The following is a 17,112-nucleotide window of genomic DNA, read 5'->3' as shown; positions in this document are numbered from 1 at the left end:
GCGCTTGGCCGTCGGTGGTGCAAGCATCTGCGGGAAGGCGGGCGTCGGCGTGGCCCGGCCGCCCGTCTCTTCAGGGCGCGATCCCCCAGCGATGGTCCGAGGAGAGAGTCACGATGTCCCAGGCAGAGACCCGGCGCACGCCCGGCACACCCTGCTGGGTGAGCCTCATGGTGCATGCCCTGGCTCCCACCCAGGAGTTCTACGCGGCGCTGTTCGGCTGGGAGTTCCGGCCGGGGCCCGCCTCGCTCGGCCCCTATGTGCGGGCCCTGCTCGACGGCGCGGAGGTGGCGGGCATCGGGCAGCTCCCGCCCGACCAGCACCTGCCGATCGCCTGGACCACGTATCTGGCCACCGACGACGCCGACGCCACGGCCGAGACGATCCGGCACTGCGGCGGCACGGTCGGCGTCGGTCCGCTGGAGGCGGGCGACGCGGGACGGCTGGTGATCGCCTCGGACCCGGAGGGCGCCGTCTTCGGCGCCTGGCAGGCGCAGGCGCACGTGGGCACGGCGGTGGCCGGCGCCCCGGGCACCCCGGTCTGGAACGAACTGGTCACCCGTGAGACCGCCGCGGTCGGCAAGTTCTACGAGTCGGTGTTCGGCTACGAGAGGGAGACGGCGGAGTCGGCCGACCTCGACCGGGTGACGCTGCGCATCGAGGGCCGCCCCGTCTGCTCCCTGCACGGCGTGGGCCAGGCGCTGCCGCGCGACAAGGGCGCGCACTGGATGACGTACTTCGAGGTCGCGGACACCGACGAGGCGGCCCAGCGGGTCACGGAGCTGGGGGGCCACGTCCTCCAGCCGCCCCGCGACTCGGCGAGCGGCCGGGTGGCGACGGTGACGGACCCGGAGGGAGCGGTGTTCACGCTGGTGCGGTCGACGGCCTGATCCCCGCCCGCGCGAGCCCCCACCGGCCCGCGGACGGAGCACGGCGGCCGCGGCGCCTACGCGTCGATGGGCAGGACGTCCGGCGACAGGGCGGCCGCCCGCGCCGCGGCGGCCGTCATCCGGCGCCGGTGGTGGCGCCGGCACAGCACCTCGTACCCGATCTCGTCCTCGGAGTGGTTCACGTCGCCGACGACGACCTGCGCGCCCTCGACCACCATCTCCCCGCCCCGCGTACGCGCGTTGTGCGTGGCGCGCGCCCCGCACCAGCAGAGCGCCTCGACCTGGAGGACCTCGACGCGGTCCGCCAGCTCGACCAGCCGCTGCGAGCCGGGGAAGAGCTTGGAGCGGAAGTCGGTGGTGATGCCGAAGGCGAAGACGTCCAGGTCGAGGTCGTCGACGACCCGGGCGAGCTGGTCGATCTGGTCGGGCGCGAGGAACTGCGCCTCGTCGGCGATCACGTAGTCGCAGCGGCCGCCCTTGGAGAGGTGGGCGACCAGGTACGCGTAGAAGTCGAAGCCCTCGGCCGCTTCGACCGCGTCCGTCACCAGCCCGAGCCGGGAGGACAGCTTGCCCTCGCCCGCGCGGTCGTCCCGGGTGAAGATCATGCCCTGGAGGCCGCGCGCGGAGCGGTTGTGCTCGATCTGCAGAGCGAGGGTGCTCTTTCCGCAGTCCATCGTTCCGGAGAAGAACACCAACTCGGGCATGGGAGGGTGACGGCCTTTCGGATCTGCGCACGCGTCCGCGTACAGGAGACGGAGGAGAGGGGGAGGTGCGGGAGGGAGACTACGAGCGTACTTCGAGGAGCGGCACGAGCTGCTCGACGGGGGTCATCGAGCCGTGCATGCCGACCATCGCGGACTCGTGCGGCTCGTTCCGCGAGGCGATGATCACCACATCGGCGTGGGCGGCCGCGACGACGTCGCCGATCCGCCCGTACACCCGCTCGTCGCAGGCGCCCGGCTGCCCGAACCAGCCCGCCGCGATGGCCTCGTCCCGGCTCGCCACCCAGAACTGCTCGCCCAGCACCTCGCGCCAGACGGTGAGCACGTCGGACTCGGCGCCGGGGACGGCGTACACATGGCGGGCCCGGCCCTCGCCGCCGAGCAGGGCCACTCCCGCGCGCAGCTCCCAGTCCTCGTCGAAGTCGATGCGCGACTCCTCGTCGAAGGGGATGTCGATCATGCCGTGGTCGGCGGTGACATAGAGCGCGGAGCGCGGCGGCAGCTGCTCGGCGAGCCGCTGGACCAGCCGGTCGACGTACATCAGCTGGCCCCGCCAGGCGTCCGAGTCCACGCCGAAGCGGTGGCCCTTGCCGTCGACCTCGCTGTAGTACGTGTAGACGAGCGAGCGGTCCCCGGCGGCCAGTTGGGCGGCGGCCAGGTCCATGCGGTCCTCGCCGGTCAGCCTGCCGTGAAACGTTCCGCCACTGAGCGCGACCTTGGTGAGCGGGGTGTGCTCGAAGGTCGGCGAGGACACCTGGGCGGTGTGCACGCCCGCCGCGTCGGCCAGCTGGAAGACCGTGGGGTAGGGCTGCCAGGCGTGCGGATCGGTCCACGGCTTCCAGCGGAGCTGGTTCATCAGCTCGCCGGTCCGCGGGTCGCGCGCGGTGTAGCCGGGCAGGCCGTGCGCGGAGGGCGGCAGGCCGGTGCCGACGGAGGCGAGGGAGGTGGCGGTGGTGGCCGGGAACCCGGCCGTGATCGGCCGGCCGGTGCCGCCGCGCGAGCCCGCGAGCAGCCCGTGCAGATAGGGCGCCTCGTCCGGGTGTGCCTTGATCTGTTCCCAGCCGAGCCCGTCGATCAGGAACACGCAGTTCCGGTCGGCCGGGGTCAGCTCCGCGATGGCGGCGGTCGTCCCGGGCACGCCCATGCCCGCCGCGAGGGTGGGCAGCAGGTCGGCGAGCGAACCGCTGCCGTACTCGGGCAGGGGGGCGGTGTCGAGGGCGAGGGGCTCGGGGTCCTGCCAGGTGGGCTGGACCATCAGCGGGAGGTCGCCGCGGTGGCCTCGGAGAGCGCCTGGGCGAAGCCGAGGGTCTGGCGCACGGTGTCCGGCCCGTCCCCGGCCTCGCTGACGCGCAGGCTCAGGTCGTCGGCGGTGGAGCTGCCGGTGTAGCCGTGGTCGGCGTCGCAGTTCGGGTCGCCGCAGGCGGCGGGCTCCAGGTCGATCCGGGAGACCGCGCCCCAGCCGATGGTCAGGACGACCTCGCGGGGCAGGGTGCCCGGGGTGTACGACTCGGGGTTGGCCACCACGCGGCTCACGACCACGGACGAGATCCGGTCGAGCTTCACGGACTCGGTGGAGGTCGTGGCGTACGGCGTCGGGGAGCTGGTGTCCGCGTTCTGCTCGTCGGTGTGGCTGACGATGAAACGGTTGTCCGTCAGGACCAGGACCGTCACATGGCGGCGGACCTCGTTGGCGTCGAAGGTGGTCTCCTGGTGGACCAGGTACGACGCGATGGGCTCACCACCGACGGCGGCCTCCACCGCCTCGGCCACAAGGGCCGGGTAGTAGCCGCTGCGCTCGATCGCCGCGCGCAGCCCCTGGGTCATCGTGCCGGTCTTCGCCATGGACTCCATCCTACGGGGCCCCGGGGCCCGATCGTTTCAGTAGCTGGGCAGGCGGCGCGGGCCGAGGTCGGAGCGGGGCGGCGGGGGTGCGAGGCGCAGGCTCGCGCCGAGTACGGACAGGCCGTGCTGGGCGACGACGACCGGTTCCAGGGAGACGGCGACGACCTCGGGGTGGTCGTCGACCAGCCGCGAGACCCGCAGCAGCAGCTCTTCGAGAGCCGCCGTGTCCACCGGGGCGGAGCCGCGCCAGCCGAAGAGGAGGGGGGCTGTCCGGATCGACCGGACCAGCTCGGCGGCGTCCCGGTCGGTGGCGGGGACCAGGCGGTGGCCGGTGTCGCCGAGCAGCTCGGAGGCGGCTCCGGCCAGGCCGAAGGAGAGGACGGCGCCGACGGCCGGGTCGATGGCGGCGCGCACTACGGTGTCCACGCCGCGCGGGGCCATCGCCTGGACGACCGGCTGGAGCTCCTCGGGCTTGCCCAGGGCCTGCGTCAACTCCGTGTACGCGCGGCGCAGTTGCTCCTCGTCCGCGAGTTCGAGACGGACGCCGCCGAGGTCGGGGCGGTGGCGCAGGTGCGGGGCGGTGGTCTTCAGGGCGACGGGGTAGCCGAGGCGGGCGGCGGCCGCGACGGCGGCGTCGGGGTGGGGGGCGGGCAGGGCGGGGCGTACGGGGATGCCGTACCGGGCGAGGAGGGCGGCGGCCGCCTCGGCGGGCAGGGTGGTGCCCCGGGGGTCGGCGTCCCCGAGCAGCCGCTCGATGTCGGCCGCCGCGCCCGTCTCGTCGATGTCGTCGTACTGCGGGACGCGGCCCTGCTCGGCGGCCTGGCGTCGCCACTGGCCGTAGCGGACGGCTTCGGCGAGGGCGCGGACCGCGCGTTCCGCGGCGGGGTAGGCGGGGATGCGGTGGGGGGTGGTGGGGGGCGCGTGTTCGGGTGCGGGTGCGTCGTGGCCGGGGGGTTGTCCCCCACCCCGCCCCTTCCCGAAACCCTCCGGGGGTGGGGGTGGGCTGAGGAGGGAGGATGTCCCCGGGGGCTGCGCCCCCGGACCCCCCGCGGGGCTACGCCCCTGCACCCCTGCGGGGCTCCGCCCCGGGAGGCCGGTGGGGGCGTGCCCTTGTGCCCCGTCGGCGCTGGGCGCCGCGCCGGTGGGGGCGTGCCCCTGCGCCTCGTCGGCGCTGGGCCCTGGGGCGCCGGTGCGGGTGTGGCCTTGCAGCTCGTCGGGGCTGTGCCCCGGACTGTTCGCGGGGCTCCGCTCCTGCACCCCTGCGGGGCTCCGCCCCGGGAGGGCGGTGGGGGCGTGCCCTTGTGCCCCTTCGCGGGTGGGGGTGGGTCGGGCGGGCTGGGTGCGGGGGGCTGTGCTTGCTGCGGCTGCCAGGGCTTCCGCCAGCCCGCCCAGTTCCACGTGCACCACCGCCACCGGCTTCCCGGGGGCCGTCGTCGTGGCCTGGTGCAGGGCCGCGGCCAGGGCCTCGTCGGGGTAGCCGGGCTCGCCCACCCAGGGGATCGCCGTGACCACCACCGCGTCGCAGAACTCGTCCGCCAGGGCCCGGGCCAGGGCGTCGCGGAAGTCCTCGGGGGCGGCCGCCGTCGTCAGGTCGACCGGCGGGTGCGGGCGCAGGCCCTCCGTGAGACAGGCGTCGTACGTGAGCAGGCCGAGGGACTCCGAGTTGCCGAGGATGGCGACGCGCGGCCCGGCCGGGAGCGGCTGGCCCGCGAGCAGGACGCCCGCGTCGACCAGCTCGGTCACCGTGTCCACCCGGATCACGCCCGCCTGGCGCAGCAGCGCCGAGACCGCCGCGTCCGGGACCCGGGTCACCGGGACGGCGTGGCCCGGCGGGGTCGAGCCGCTGTGGCGGGCGCCCTTCACCGCGACCACCGGCTTCACCGCCGCCGTCCGCCGCGCGAGCCGGGTGAACTTCCGCGGGTTGCCGATGGACTCCAGGTACAGCAGGACCACGTCCGTGTCCGCGTCCTCGTACCAGTACTGGAGGATGTCGTTGCCCGAGACGTCCGCCCGGTTGCCCGACGAGATGAACGCCGACAGGCCCGCGCCCCGCCGGTGCAGTCCCGACAGGAGCGCGATGCCGATCGCGCCCGACTGGGTGAACAGGCCGATGCGGCCCCGCCGCGGCGGCTCGGGCGCGAGCGAGGCGTTCAGGCGCGTCCCGGGCGCGGTGTTGATGACGCCGAACGCGTTGGGCCCGATCAGCCGCATCCCGTACGACCGCACCTGCCGCAGCAGTTCGCGCTGGCGCTCGCGTCCGGCCGCGCCGCTCTCGGCGTACCCGGCGGACAGCACGACCAGCCCCTGCACCCCGTGCTCGCCGCACTCCGCGACCGCCTCCGGCACCCGTTCGGCCGGGACCGCGACGACCGCGAGGTCGACCGGCTCCCCGATCTCGCCGAGCGAGCGGACCGCCCGGACGCCCTCGATCTCGGAACCGCCTTCCGGCAGGGCCCGGTTGACCGCGTACACCCGTCCGGTGAAGCCCGCGCCCAGGAGGTTGCGCAGCACCGTGCGGCCCACGCCGCCCGGCGCGCGGCCGGCGCCGATCACGGCCACCGAGCCGGGGGCGAGCAGCCGCTGCACCGAGCGGGCCTCGGCGCGCTGCTCACGCGCGCGCTGCACGGCCAGCGACTCGGCGGTCGGCTCCAGATCCAGCGTGAGATGGACCGAGCCGTCCTCGAAGGAACGCTTCTGCTGGTAGCCGGCGTCCGTGAACACCTTGATCATCTTGTTGTTGGCGGGCAGCACCTCCGCCGCGAACCGCCTGATCCCCCGCTCGCGCGCGACCTCCGCGATGTGTTCGAGGAGCGCGGAGGCGACCCCGCGCCCCTGGTGGGCGTCCTGGACCAGGAACGCCACCTCGGCCTCGTCGGCGGGCGCCGAGGCGGGCCGGCCCTGGGCGTCGATCCGGTCGTAGCGGACGGTCGCGATGAACTCGCCGCCGACCGTCGCCGCGAGTCCCACCCGGTCCACGTAGTCGTGATGGGTGAAGCGGTGCACGTCCTTGGCGGAGAGCCGGGGGTAGGGCGCGAAGAAGCGGTAGTACTTGGACTCGTCCGAGACCTGCTCGTAGAACGAGACGAGCCGCTCCGCGTCCTCGGTGGTGATGGGCCTGATCCGGGCGGTCCCCCCGTCGCGCAGCACGACATCGGCCTCCCAGTGGGCCGGGTACGCGGGGTCCTGCGTCTTCTCCTGCGGAGCCTGCATACCGGCAGCCTACGGGTCGCGGGGCCGGTTGGGTCGGGTCAAGGTAGGGGGCAAGGTGGAGAGGGCACCCCGGGCCGAGGGGCCGCCGGATCCGGGACCGACGTCGGCACGAGCACCGCGCAGGACATGAGAGACTGGTCTAGACAACCGTGAGAGATCTCGAAGGGCATCACCATGGCTGAGCGCCGCGTCAATGTCGGCTGGGCCGAGGGCCTGCACGCCCGCCCCGCTTCCCTTTTCGTCCGCGCCGCCACGGCCTCCGGCGTCCCCGTGACGATCGCCAAGGCCGACGGCAACCCGGTCAACGCCGCCTCCATGCTCGCGGTGCTCGGCCTGGGCGCGCAGGGCGGCGAGGAGATCGTGCTGGCGTCCGAGGCGGAGGGCGCCGAGGCGGCCCTGGACCGTCTGGCGAAGCTGGTCGAGGAAGGTCTTGAGGAGCTCCCCGAGACCGTCTGACCCGCCCGACCTGTCCGCCCGGTCCGGCTGACCCGGCCCACCGCCGACCGACCCGGCTGACCCGGCCCGGCGGGCGCGACCTCGCCGACAGCGTCCGGTCGGCCGGGACCCGGCGCCGCGCCGCCGTCCCGGCGCGGCCGCGCGTCACCGCACTTCGCGATCGGAGCCGCGGACCCGAATTCCGGGTCCGCGGCTCCTTTCCATTTCCCCGTAGGTGCGCCTCCGGCTTATGCACCCGGTAACGCGGACCGGCCGGCCCCGCCCCCGCATTCCGTGCCGCTTTCGGGCAGCACGAATCCGCCCCGCCGAATCACCCCTTTGTATACGGCGACCCTGTTAAGCACGGACGCTCGCGGTGTTTACGGCATGTTGCGGGATCCTCACGTCCGCCGGGCGCCGCAGCCGATAGGCGGAAAACGCGCGTTCGGCGTGGCGGGCGGTCAGCGCCCGGGCCCGCTCGGCGTCCCCGCGGGCCAGCGCGTCCACGATCGCCCCGTGCTCCGCCCAGCACTCGGCGGGCAGCGCGGGCTGCCCCACCTCGTACATCCACGTGATCTTGTGCCGCAGCTGGGTGAGCAGCGCGATGAGGCCGGGGCTTCCCGAGGCCTGGGCGAGCGTCTCGTGGAACCAGACGCCCAGCGAGCGCAGATCCTCGCCCTGGCCCCGCCGGACGCGGTCCTGGCCGAGCCTGACCAGGCCGCGCAGCACCTTCAGATGGGCCTCGGTGCGCCGGGCGGCGGCGCGCGAGGCGGCCAGCGGCTCCAGCAGGGTGCGCAGTTCGAGCAGATCGGCCGCCTCCTGCTCGGTCGGCTCCGCGACACAGGCCCCGGCGTGCCGGCGCGTGGTGACGAACCCCTCGGACTCCAGCGTGCGCAGCGCCTCGCGGACCGGGACGCGGGAGACGCCGTACCGGCGTGCGAGCACTTCCTCGGTGAGCCGGCTGCCGCGTGCGAAGAGCCCCGCGACGATGTCGTCGCGGATTGCCGTGCATACCGATTGCGCGGGAATGCGCATGACCGAACCTCCGCCTTAATCCCCGCGAAACGCGGTCGATCGACGCCTGTTCGGCGACTCTATTCCAGCGTCTGTTAATTCCCGGTGACGTGCCGTGGGCCATGCATATCTTTTGGCCACGGGCGGGTGTGCGCGCCGGACGGCATGCCGAAGCCCCCGGCGCGATACGCCGGGGGCTTGCGGTTTCGGATGCGGGGGCGTCCGGGTCAGACTTTGACGCCGTGCGAGCGCAGATACGCGATCGGGTCGATGTCCGAGCCGTACGACTCGCCGGTGCGGGCCTCGAAGTGGAGGTGCGGGCCGGTGGTGTTGCCGGTGTTGCCGGAGAGGGCGATCTGCTGGCCCGGCTCGACGCGCTGGCCGACGTACACCCCGATGGACGAGAGGTGGCCGTACTGCGTGTACGTGCCGTCGTTCATCCGGATCACGATGTTGTTGCCGTAGGCGCCGCCCCAGCCCGCCTCGACGACGGTGCCCAGGCCGACCGCGTGCACCGGGGTGCCCTCGCCCGCGTGGAAGTCGATGCCGGTATGGCTGCCGGAGGACCAGATCGAACCGCCGGTCTTGTAGCCGGTGGAGACGTACCCGCCGTCGATCGGGGCGACGAAGGAGTTGAGGCGCTTGCGCTCGGCCTCGCGGGCGGCGCGCTCCCTGGCCTCGCGCTCCTCCTTGGCCTTCGCCTCGGCCTTGCGCTTCGCCTCGGCGGCGGCGCGGGCCTTGTCGGCGGCGTGCTGCTGGGCGGCGGCCTGGGCGTCGATCCGCTCGGCGAGGGAGTCACCGATCACGATGGCCTGGGTGATGCCGGTGTCCTCGACCGAGGCGGCGGCGGGCGCCGAGCTGTCGGCGGCCATGGCCGGGGAGGCGAGGGTGCCCACGACTCCGGCGGTGGCGAGGGTGGCGATGCCCGCTATGTTCGCGCTCTTGCGCGACACGGCGCTGGGCCGACGGTGCTTCCCGGTGGCACGGGTGAACGCCATGGAGAGGCGGGTTCCTTTCCTTCCATCTCGCCTACCGGGTTAGCTGACGGGTTCGGAGCTGGAAGGTCTCCTACGGGCCCCTCCGCGGGCGGAGGCGTCCGATTCACCCCAGGGACTGAGTGGGTCCCCGGCTCCCCTGGCTCGCACCAGTTGGGGACTCGGCGATGGCTGTCCGGTGCCGCGGCTGCGACGGGTGGTGACGGACAGCCGGACTGACGCTAGACGGCTGATCTTTCAATCACCAAACAGACGCGTCTTTTTGTAGCGCACGCCACATGACAGACAGGCAACCTCCCCAACAAAACGGACATACAGGGGGACCCCGGCGGCTCTCGGCCACCGGGGTCCTCACCCGTCCCGTCCGCCCGTCTTCGGCGGACGGCCCAATCAGCCCGCCACTACGGTGACTTCGCCGATTCCCAGGGCCTTGACGGGCTCCGCGATCTGTGCCGCGTCCCCGACGAGGACCGTCACCAGGCGGTCCACCGGGAAGGCGCTGACGACCGCCGCCGTGGCCTCCACGGTGCCGGTGTCGGCCAGGCGCGCGTACAACTGCGCCTGGTAGTCGTCCGGGAGGTGCTGCTCGACCTGGTCGGCCAGCGTCCCGGCGACGGCGGCGGCCGTCTCGTACTTCAGCGGGGCCACGCCCACCAGGTTCTGCACGGCCGTCTCGCGCTCGGCGTCGTTGAGCCCCTCGGCGGCCAGCTTGCGCAGCACCGTCCACAGGTCGTCCAGGGCCGGGCCGGTGTTGGGCGTGTCCACCGAGCCGCTGATGGCGAGCATGGCGGCGCCGGTGCCCTCCGGGCCCGAGCGCAGCACCTGGCCGTACGAGCGCACTCCGTAGGTGTAGCCCTTCTCCTCGCGCAGGACGCGGTCCAGGCGGGAGGTGAGCGTGCCGCCCAGGCAGTACGTCCCGAGGACCTGGGCGGGCCAGACGCGGTCGTGGCGGTCCGGGCCGATCCGGCCGATCAGGAGCTGCGTCTGGACGGCGCCGGGCCGGTCCACGATGACCACGCGGCCGGTGTCGTCGGCGGTGACCGGGGGCATCGGGCGCTCCTCGGCCGGATGGCCGGTCCAGGCGCCCAGGGTGTCCGCCAGGACCGCGTCCAGGTCGGTGGCGCCCAGGTCGCCCACGACCACGGCGGTGGCCGCGGCGGGCCGTACGTACGCCTCGTAGAAGGCCCGTACCGCCGCCGCGTCGATCCGCGCCACGGTCTCCTCGGTGCCCTGGCGCGGGCGCGACATGCGCGCACTGGCCGGGAAGAGCTCGCGGGAGAGCTGCTGGGCGGCGCGGCGCGCCGGGTTGGCCAGCTCGTGCGGGATCTCGTCGAGGCGGTTGCGCACCAGGCGGTCGACCTCGGCGTCGGCGAAGGCGGGGGCCCGCAGCGCCTCCGCGAGGAGCCCGAGCGCCTTGGGGAGCCGGGAGACCGGCACCTCCAGGGAGACCCGCACGCCCGGGTGGTCCGCGTGCGCGTCCAGGGTGGCGCCGCAGCGCTCCAGGTCGGCGGCGAACTCCTCGGCGGAGCGCTTGTCGGTGCCCTCGGAGAACGCGCGCGCCATGATCGTGGCGACGCCGTCCAGGCCCGCCGGCTCGGCGTCCAGCGGGGCGGCGAGGAAGATCTCGACAGCCACGACCTGCTGGCCGGGGCGGTCGCAGCGCAGCACGGTCAGCCCGTTGGGCAGGGTGGAGCGGCCGGGGGCGGGGAAGGCCCAGGGGCGCGCGGTGCCGGCGGCGGGCCGGGGGTGGAACTGCATGGTCACGCCGGTGTCGCTCACTGCTCTGCTCCCTCTGCGTCGGCGTCGGCCGCCGCGTCTGCCTCTGCGGTGGTCGGCTCGTAGACCAGCACCGCCCTGTTGTCCGGGCGCAGGGTGGCCCGCGCCACGTCCCGCACCTCCTCGGCCGTGATGTCGAGGACCCGGTCGACGGCGGTCAGCGCGAGCTGGGGGTCGCCGAACAGCACCGCGTACCGGCAGAGTTCGTCGGCGCGGCCCGCGACCGTGCCGAGCCGGTCCAGCCACTCGCGCTCCAGCTGGGCCTGGGCGCGCTCCATCTCCTCGGCCGTGGGGCCCTCTTCGGCGAACCGGGCGAGCTCCTCGTCCACGGCCGACTCGATGTCGGGGACGTCGACGCCGCCGGACGTCTTCACGTCCAGCCAGCCGAGCGAGGGGGCGCCGGCCAGGCGCAGCAGGCCGAATCCGGCCGCGACCGCGCTCTGGTCGCGGCGGACCAGGCGGTTGTGGAGGCGGGAGGACTCGCCGCCGCCGAGGACGGTGAGCGCCAGGTCCGCCGCGTCGCACTCGCGGGTGCCGTCGTGCGGCAGCCGGTAGGCGGCCATCAGGGCGCGCGCGGGCACGTCCTCGTGGACGACCTCGCGCAGCTGCTCGCCGATCACGCCGGGCAGCGTGCCGTCGCGCGGCGGCTGCTTGCCGTCGTGGGAGGGGATGGAGCCGAAGTACTTCTCGATCCAGGCGAGCGTCCGCTCGGGGTCGATGTCGCCGACGACGGAGAGGACCGCGTTGTTCGGCGCGTAGTACGTACGGAAGAAGGCGCGCGCGTCCTCCAGGGTCGCCGCGTCCAGGTCGGCCATGGAGCCGATCGGCGTGTGGTGGTAGGGGTGGCCCTCCGGGTAGGCCAGCGCGGTGAGCTTCTCGAACGCCGTGCCGTAGGGCACGTTGTCGTACCGCTGGCGGCGCTCGTTCTTGACGACGTCGCGCTGGTTCTCCATGGACTCCTCGTCCAGGGCGGAGAGCAGCGAGCCCATGCGGTCGGCCTCCAGCCAGAGCGCGAGCTCCAGCTGGTGGGTGGGCATGGTCTCGAAGTAGTTGGTGCGCTCGAAGCTGGTGGTGCCGTTGAGCGAGCCGCCGGCTCCCTGCACCAGTTCGAAGTGGCCGTTTCCGTGGACCTGGTGCGAGCCCTGGAACATCAGGTGCTCGAAGAGGTGAGCCAGGCCCGTGCGGCCCTTGACCTCGTGGCGTGAGCCCACGTCGTACCAGAGGCAGACCGCGGCGACCGGGGTCAGGTGGTCCTCGGAGAGCACCACGCGCAGGCCGTTGGCCAGCCGGTGCTCGGTCGCTGTCAGGCCGCCGGAGCCGGCCTGGGCGGTGGCCGTGTGACCCATGGGCATGTACGTCCCTTCGATCGCGGTGAAGAAGTCCTGCCACTGTATGCAAGCGCACCGACACCTGGCGAAGTTCCCGGGTCGCGGTCGGCGTTGTCAGTGGGACGGTCCACAATGGTCGGCGTCAGCAGCAGACCTTGTTGGTGGTCGCTAAGAAGAACACGTTGGTGAAGGAGCCGCAGCCGCGATGGCCCGCCGCAGCACGAAGACCCCGCCGCCGGACGATTTCGAGGAGAAGATCCTCGACATCGACGTCGTGGACGAAATGCAGGGCTCCTTTCTCGAGTACGCCTACTCGGTGATCTACTCGCGGGCCCTGCCGGACGCCCGCGACGGCATGAAGCCGGTCCACCGCCGCATCGTCTACCAGATGAACGAGATGGGGCTGCGCCCCGAGCGCGGCTATGTGAAGTGCGCGCGCGTGGTCGGCGAGGTCATGGGCAAGCTCCACCCGCACGGCGACGCGTCGATCTACGACGCGCTGGTGCGGATGGCGCAGCCGTTCTCCATGCGCCTGCCGCTCGTCGACGGCCACGGCAACTTCGGCTCGCTCGGCAACGACGACCCGCCGGCCGCGATGCGGTACACCGAGTGCAAGATGGCCGACGCCACCCAGCTGATGACCGAGTCGATCGACGAGGACACCGTCGACTTCTCGCCGAACTACGACGGCCAGGAGCAGGAGCCGGTCGCCCTGCCCGCCGCGTTCCCGAACCTGCTGGTCAACGGCGCGACCGGGATCGCGGTCGGCATGGCGACCAACATGCCGCCGCACAACCTGGGCGAGGTCATCGCGGCCGCCCGCCATCTGATCCGCCACCCCAACGCGGACCTGGAAGCGCTGATGCGCTTCGTCCCCGGTCCCGACCTGCCCACCGGCGGCCGGATCGTGGGCCTGTCCGGCATCAAGGACGCGTACGAGTCGGGCCGCGGCACCTTCAAGATCCGCGCCAAGGCGTCCGTGGAGAACGTGACCGCGCGCCGCAAGGGCCTGGTCGTCACGGAACTGCCGTTCACGGTCGGCCCGGAGAAGGTGATTGCCAAGATCAAGGACCTGGTCGGCTCCAAGAAGCTCCAGGGCATCGCCGACGTCAAGGACCTCACCGACCGCTCGCACGGGCTGCGCCTGGTCATCGAGATCAAGAACGGCTTCGTCCCCGAGGCCGTCCTGGAGCAGCTCTACAAGCTGACGCCGATGGAGGAGTCCTTCGGCATCAACAACGTGGCGCTGGTGGACGGCCAGCCGCTCACCATGGGCCTCAAGGAGCTGCTGGAGGTCTACCTCGACCACCGCTTCGAGGTCGTGCGCCGGCGCAGCGAGTTCCGCCGCACCAAGCGCCGCGACCGGCTGCACCTGGTGGAGGGCCTGCTCGTCGCGCTCCTCGACATCGACGAGGTCATCCGTCTCATCCGGTCGAGTGACAACTCGGCGCAGGCCAAGCAGCGCCTGATCGAGCACTTCTCGCTCAGCGAGATCCAGACGCAGTACATCCTGGACACCCCGCTGCGCCGCCTCACCAAGTTCGACCGCATCGAGCTGGAGAGCGAGCGCGACCGGCTCACCGGCGAGATCGACGAGCTGACCGGCATCCTGGAGTCCGACAGCGAGCTGCGCAAGCTGGTCTCGTCCGAACTGGCCGCGGTGGCCAAGAAGTTCGGCACCGAGCGGCGTACGGTCCTCCTCGAGTCGGCGGGCGCGCCGGTCGCGGCCGTGCCGCTGGAGGTCGCGGACGACCCGTGCCGGGTGCTGCTCTCCTCCACGGGCCTGCTGGCACGCACCGCGAACGCGGAGCCGCTCGCGGAGGCCGAGCGCCGCACCAAGCACGACGTGATCGTCTCCGCTGTGCCGGCGACCCAGCGCGGCGACATCGGCGCCGTCACCTCGGCCGGGCGGCTGCTGCGGCTCGCCGTGATCGACCTGCCGCAGCTGCCGGACACGGCCGCGGCGCCCAACCTCTCGGGCGGCGCCCCGGTCTCGGAGTTCCTCTCGCTGGAGGCCGACGAGACGCTGGTGTGCCTGACGACGCTGGACGAGTCGTCGCCGGGGCTGGCGATCGGCACCGAGCAGGGCGTGGTCAAGCGCGTGGTGCCGGACTATCCGGCCAACAAGGACGAGCTGGAGGTCATCTCCCTCAAGGACGGCGACCGGATCGTCGGCGCGGTCGAGCTGCGCACCGGCGAGGAGGACCTGGTCTTCATCACGGACGACGCGCAGCTGCTGCGCTACCAGGCCTCGCAGGTGCGCCCGCAGGGCCGGCCGGCGGGCGGTATGGCGGGCATCAAGGTCGCCGACGGCGCCAAGGTGATCTCGTTCACCGCGGTCGACCCGGCACAGGACGCGGTGGTGTTCACGGTGGCGGGCTCGCGCGGCACGCTGCTCGGGGACTCGGCGGCGACGGTCAAGCTGACGCCGTTCGACCAGTATCCGCGCAAGGGCCGGGCCACCGGCGGCGTGCGCTGCCAGCGGTTCCTCAAGGGCGAGGACATGCTGGTCCTGGCCTGGGCGGGCGCGGCCCCGGCGAAGGCGGCGCAGGCCAACGGCACCCCGGTCGAGCTCCCGGAGCCCGACCCGCGCCGCGACGGCTCGGGCACACCGCTGGGCCACACGGTGACGGTGCTGGCGGGTCCCCCGCTGTAGCCGGCGCGGACCGGCGGAGCGCGGCGGGGCCGCGGGCGGGGGCTACTCCTCGCCCGGGGCCCCGCCGTCCTCTTCGGCGGTCTCCGCCGCGTAGACCTCCTCCGCCCCGGGCGCCGCGTCCGCCGGATCGGCTTCCTCCGCCTCGTCCCTGCGGACGTAGCGCAGGACGCCCCACATGGCGGCCTCGTCCGGGGTGTCCCGCGGCCGCTCCGCCACGGCCGCGTCCAGGGCCGTGCGCAGTCCTCCGGTGTCGATGCCTGAGCCGATGAGGACGAGCTGGGTCAGCCGCTCCTCGCCGGGCGGCCACGGCTCCGGGTAGAAGCGCAGGAACCGCCCGACGGCGTGGACGCCGTACCGGTTGAGCCGGTCGGCCGGGCCGAAGTCGACGAACCCCTTGATGCGGTAGAGGCCCTCGGGGCGGCTGTCGAGGAAGGCCATCAGCCGGCGCGGGTCCATGGGCACGGCCGAGGTGAAGCCGACGGACTCGTATCCGGTGTGCAGATGGGCGGTGTGGCCGCACCCGGGCCCGCAGGCCCGCCCGTGCTCCCCCTCGGGCGCCTCCTCCTCGTCCAGCAGGTCCTCGAAGGCGAGCTGGCCGACCCGCTCGGTGCTGGGCCTGCGGTCGAAGAACAGCTCGGGGTCGACCCGCCCGTACACGGACTCGACCACCGGCGCGCCCCCGTCCAGGGACGCCCGCAGCCGGTCGAGCTCCGCCCTCGCCACCCGGTCGGTCTTGTTGAGCACCACCAGGTCCGCGACCGCGAGATGACGGTCGATCTCGGGGTGGCGCGCGCGGGTCGCGTCGTACTCGGCCGCGTCGACGACCTCGACCAGGCCGCCGTAGACGACCCGGGGGTTCTCGCTGGCCAGCACCATCCGCACCAGCTCCTGCGGCTCCGCGAGCCCGCTCGCCTCGATGACGAGGACGTCGAGCCGGGCGGCGGGCCGGGTCAGCTTCTCCAGGTACACGTCGAGTTCGCTCGCGTCGACGGCGCAGCACAGACAGCCGTTGCCGAGCGAGAGCGTGGAGTCGCCGAGCTGTCCGGCCACGGTCATCGCGTCGATCTCGATGGATCCGAAGTCGTTGACGATGGCCCCGATCCGGGTGCCCCGGCCGGCCCGCAGCAGATGGTTGAGCAGGGTGGTCTTGCCCGAGCCGAGGAAGCCCGCGAGGACCACGACGGGGATCTGCTGGGTCGGACCGGTCGCACTCACGGGGAAGACCTTTCTGGGGCGGCGCGTACGGGTGGGGCGCGGGGCGTTCCCGGGGCGCGGGGCCCCCGGGGTGGGGGTCACCGGGATGGGGGTCCCCGAGGTGGGGGTCCCCGAGGTGGGGGAAGATCCCGCGGCGCGCTCCAGGATATGGGCGCCCCCGTTCCAGCCGTCCGGACGCCCCGCGCACCCCGGGGCGGCTCCCACGCCCGGCCGGAACGCGCGTGCCCTCCTTCCGGCCGCGCGTCGTCCGGGGAGGAGGCGGGCAGATTGAGTGCCGCCGCGACCTGCGGCGCGCCCACACCCGGGAGGTCCCGTGACAGCCACGACAGCCCCGCCCACCTGGCTCCGCCGCACCGCGAAGTTCGCCCTCTGGACGGCCGCCACCCTCGCCGGGACCGCACTGGTGAGCGCTGCCGCCGTCCTGGTGAGCGGCTGGCTCATCGACACCGTGCAGCGGCGCGAGGGCGGTCTGGACCGCGCCGGGGGCCGCAGCCAGATCGGCAACTATTTCAGCGCGGCGAGCGCGGTCTTCTCGGGCCTGGCTTTCCTCATACTGGTGGTGGCGCTGCTGTTCCAATACCAGGAACTGCGCATGCAGCGGCGCGAACTCGCGGACCAGCGCGAGGAACTGACCCAGTCCCGCCAGGAACTGCACCGCAGTGCCGAGGCGAATATGCGGTCGCTGCACGTGCAGCTGACCCGGATGGCCATGGAGGATCCGTCGCTCGCGGCAGTGTGGAACGGCTTTCCGGGTATCCCTCACGAGGAGGCACGACAGTATCTGTTCGCCAACCTGACGTTCGGGCACTTGTTGCTCGCCCGCCAGTGGGGCAGCTATTCGGACGAGGAACTGCGCGTACACGCGCGGTCATTACGGAGCAGCGAACCCTATCGGCGGTACTGGGCGCTCTCCAGGGACCTGAAATTCGCTCTCCCCAGGGACAGCCACGAAAGGAAATTGGCAGAGCTGATCGATGAGGAGATCGGCGCCACCCAGGGGCCGCCCACCGCCCCGCAGTAGTCACAGTCGTA

The 17,112-nt window shown here is 73.2% G+C and carries 13 protein-coding genes and 1 riboswitch; of the genes, 4 read left to right on the top strand and 9 right to left on the bottom strand.

Annotated features, from left to right (window positions below):
* Nucleotides 1-113: 113 nt before the first annotated feature.
* The gene (locus tag AC069K_RS25805) at nucleotides 114-887 is read left to right on the top strand and encodes a VOC family protein (RefSeq protein ID WP_365111372.1); all 774 of its coding nucleotides are present in this window, start codon (nucleotides 114-116) and stop codon (nucleotides 885-887) included.
* A 56-nt stretch (nucleotides 888-943) separates the two neighbouring features.
* Here AC069K_RS25805 and AC069K_RS25800 read toward each other — a convergent pair whose 3' ends face one another.
* From AC069K_RS25800 to AC069K_RS25785, 4 genes are all read right to left on the bottom strand, one after another.
* The gene (locus AC069K_RS25800) at nucleotides 944-1,591 is read right to left on the bottom strand and encodes a thymidine kinase (RefSeq protein ID WP_365111375.1); all 648 of its coding nucleotides are present in this window, start codon (nucleotides 1,589-1,591) and stop codon (nucleotides 944-946) included.
* A 79-nt stretch (nucleotides 1,592-1,670) separates the two neighbouring features.
* Entirely contained in the window at nucleotides 1,671-2,864 is a 1,194-nt protein-coding gene (locus AC069K_RS25795) for an alkaline phosphatase family protein (RefSeq protein WP_358837374.1), read from the bottom strand.
* Nucleotides 2,864-3,451 carry a DUF5998 family protein gene (locus tag AC069K_RS25790; protein ID WP_358837375.1) on the bottom strand — a complete coding sequence of 196 codons (588 nt, stop codon included), beginning with the start codon at nucleotides 3,449-3,451 and terminating at the stop codon, nucleotides 2,864-2,866. Before AC069K_RS25790 ends, AC069K_RS25795 begins: the two co-directional genes overlap by 1 nt.
* A gap of 36 nt (nucleotides 3,452-3,487) precedes the next feature.
* On the bottom strand, nucleotides 3,488-6,661 hold the full coding sequence (locus tag AC069K_RS25785) for a bifunctional acetate--CoA ligase family protein/GNAT family N-acetyltransferase (RefSeq protein WP_478620304.1): 3,174 nt from the start codon (nucleotides 6,659-6,661) through the stop codon (nucleotides 3,488-3,490).
* Between the two features lie 174 nt (nucleotides 6,662-6,835).
* Between AC069K_RS25785 and AC069K_RS25780 the strand changes: the two genes are divergently transcribed.
* Complete coding sequence (locus tag AC069K_RS25780; RefSeq protein ID WP_358834300.1) at nucleotides 6,836-7,117, top strand: HPr family phosphocarrier protein; 282 nt, start codon at nucleotides 6,836-6,838, stop codon at nucleotides 7,115-7,117.
* 336 nt (nucleotides 7,118-7,453) lie between these two features.
* Here the strand turns inward: AC069K_RS25780 and AC069K_RS25775 are convergent, their stop codons facing one another.
* From AC069K_RS25775 to AC069K_RS25760, 4 genes are all read right to left on the bottom strand, one after another.
* Nucleotides 7,454-8,131, bottom strand: a complete 678-nt coding sequence (locus AC069K_RS25775; RefSeq protein WP_478620301.1) for a GntR family transcriptional regulator — start codon at nucleotides 8,129-8,131, stop codon at nucleotides 7,454-7,456.
* A 206-nt stretch (nucleotides 8,132-8,337) separates the two neighbouring features.
* The gene (locus AC069K_RS25770; protein WP_478620298.1) at nucleotides 8,338-9,108 is read right to left on the bottom strand and encodes a M23 family metallopeptidase; all 771 of its coding nucleotides are present in this window, start codon (nucleotides 9,106-9,108) and stop codon (nucleotides 8,338-8,340) included.
* 13 nt (nucleotides 9,109-9,121) lie between these two features.
* Nucleotides 9,122-9,282: riboswitch (cyclic di-AMP (ydaO/yuaA leader) on the bottom strand.
* A gap of 213 nt (nucleotides 9,283-9,495) precedes the next feature.
* Nucleotides 9,496-10,863: a M16 family metallopeptidase gene (locus tag AC069K_RS25765; RefSeq protein WP_365109317.1), complete on the bottom strand. Its 1,368-nt coding sequence runs from the start codon at nucleotides 10,861-10,863 to the stop codon at nucleotides 9,496-9,498.
* 17 nt (nucleotides 10,864-10,880) lie between these two features.
* Entirely contained in the window at nucleotides 10,881-12,233 is a 1,353-nt protein-coding gene (locus AC069K_RS25760; RefSeq protein WP_365109232.1) for a M16 family metallopeptidase, read from the bottom strand.
* Between the two features lie 181 nt (nucleotides 12,234-12,414).
* Between AC069K_RS25760 and AC069K_RS25755 the strand changes: the two genes are divergently transcribed.
* Nucleotides 12,415-14,865, top strand: a complete 2,451-nt coding sequence (locus AC069K_RS25755) for a DNA gyrase/topoisomerase IV subunit A (protein WP_478620294.1) — start codon at nucleotides 12,415-12,417, stop codon at nucleotides 14,863-14,865.
* Nucleotides 14,866-14,907: 42 nt separating this feature from the next.
* Here AC069K_RS25755 and AC069K_RS25750 read toward each other — a convergent pair whose 3' ends face one another.
* The gene (locus tag AC069K_RS25750; protein ID WP_478620291.1) at nucleotides 14,908-16,080 is read right to left on the bottom strand and encodes a CobW family GTP-binding protein; all 1,173 of its coding nucleotides are present in this window, start codon (nucleotides 16,078-16,080) and stop codon (nucleotides 14,908-14,910) included.
* 313 nt (nucleotides 16,081-16,393) lie between these two features.
* Between AC069K_RS25750 and AC069K_RS25745 the strand changes: the two genes are divergently transcribed.
* The gene (locus AC069K_RS25745) at nucleotides 16,394-17,101 is read left to right on the top strand and encodes a DUF6082 family protein (protein ID WP_358837944.1); all 708 of its coding nucleotides are present in this window, start codon (nucleotides 16,394-16,396) and stop codon (nucleotides 17,099-17,101) included.
* The last annotated feature ends 11 nt before the right edge of the window (nucleotides 17,102-17,112 follow it).

Source organism: Streptomyces sp. NPDC043908, from assembly GCF_056435525.1.
Note: the sequence above shows the minus strand (reverse complement) of the source record. Positions and strands in the feature narration are given on the sequence as shown.

What these genes read in the sequence shown, in the direction of transcription:
- AC069K_RS25800 (WP_365111375.1), bottom strand. Translation starts at nt 1,591, where the DNA reads ATGCCCGAGTTGGTGTTCTTCTCCGGAACGATGGACTGCGGAAAGAGC.
- AC069K_RS25805 (WP_365111372.1), top strand. Translation starts at nt 114, where the DNA reads ATGTCCCAGGCAGAGACCCGGCGCACGCCCGGCACACCCTGCTGGGTG.
- AC069K_RS25780 (WP_358834300.1), top strand. Translation starts at nt 6,836, where the DNA reads ATGGCTGAGCGCCGCGTCAATGTCGGCTGGGCCGAGGGCCTGCACGCC.
- AC069K_RS25790 (WP_358837375.1), bottom strand. Translation starts at nt 3,451, where the DNA reads ATGGCGAAGACCGGCACGATGACCCAGGGGCTGCGCGCGGCGATCGAG.
- AC069K_RS25795 (WP_358837374.1), bottom strand. Translation starts at nt 2,864, where the DNA reads ATGGTCCAGCCCACCTGGCAGGACCCCGAGCCCCTCGCCCTCGACACC.
- AC069K_RS25785 (WP_478620304.1), bottom strand. Translation starts at nt 6,661, where the DNA reads ATGCAGGCTCCGCAGGAGAAGACGCAGGACCCCGCGTACCCGGCCCAC.
- AC069K_RS25775 (WP_478620301.1), bottom strand. Translation starts at nt 8,131, where the DNA reads ATGCGCATTCCCGCGCAATCGGTATGCACGGCAATCCGCGACGACATC.
- AC069K_RS25755 (WP_478620294.1), top strand. Translation starts at nt 12,415, where the DNA reads ATGGCCCGCCGCAGCACGAAGACCCCGCCGCCGGACGATTTCGAGGAG.
- AC069K_RS25770 (WP_478620298.1), bottom strand. Translation starts at nt 9,108, where the DNA reads ATGGCGTTCACCCGTGCCACCGGGAAGCACCGTCGGCCCAGCGCCGTG.
- AC069K_RS25765 (WP_365109317.1), bottom strand. Translation starts at nt 10,863, where the DNA reads ATGCAGTTCCACCCCCGGCCCGCCGCCGGCACCGCGCGCCCCTGGGCC.
- AC069K_RS25760 (WP_365109232.1), bottom strand. Translation starts at nt 12,233, where the DNA reads ATGCCCATGGGTCACACGGCCACCGCCCAGGCCGGCTCCGGCGGCCTG.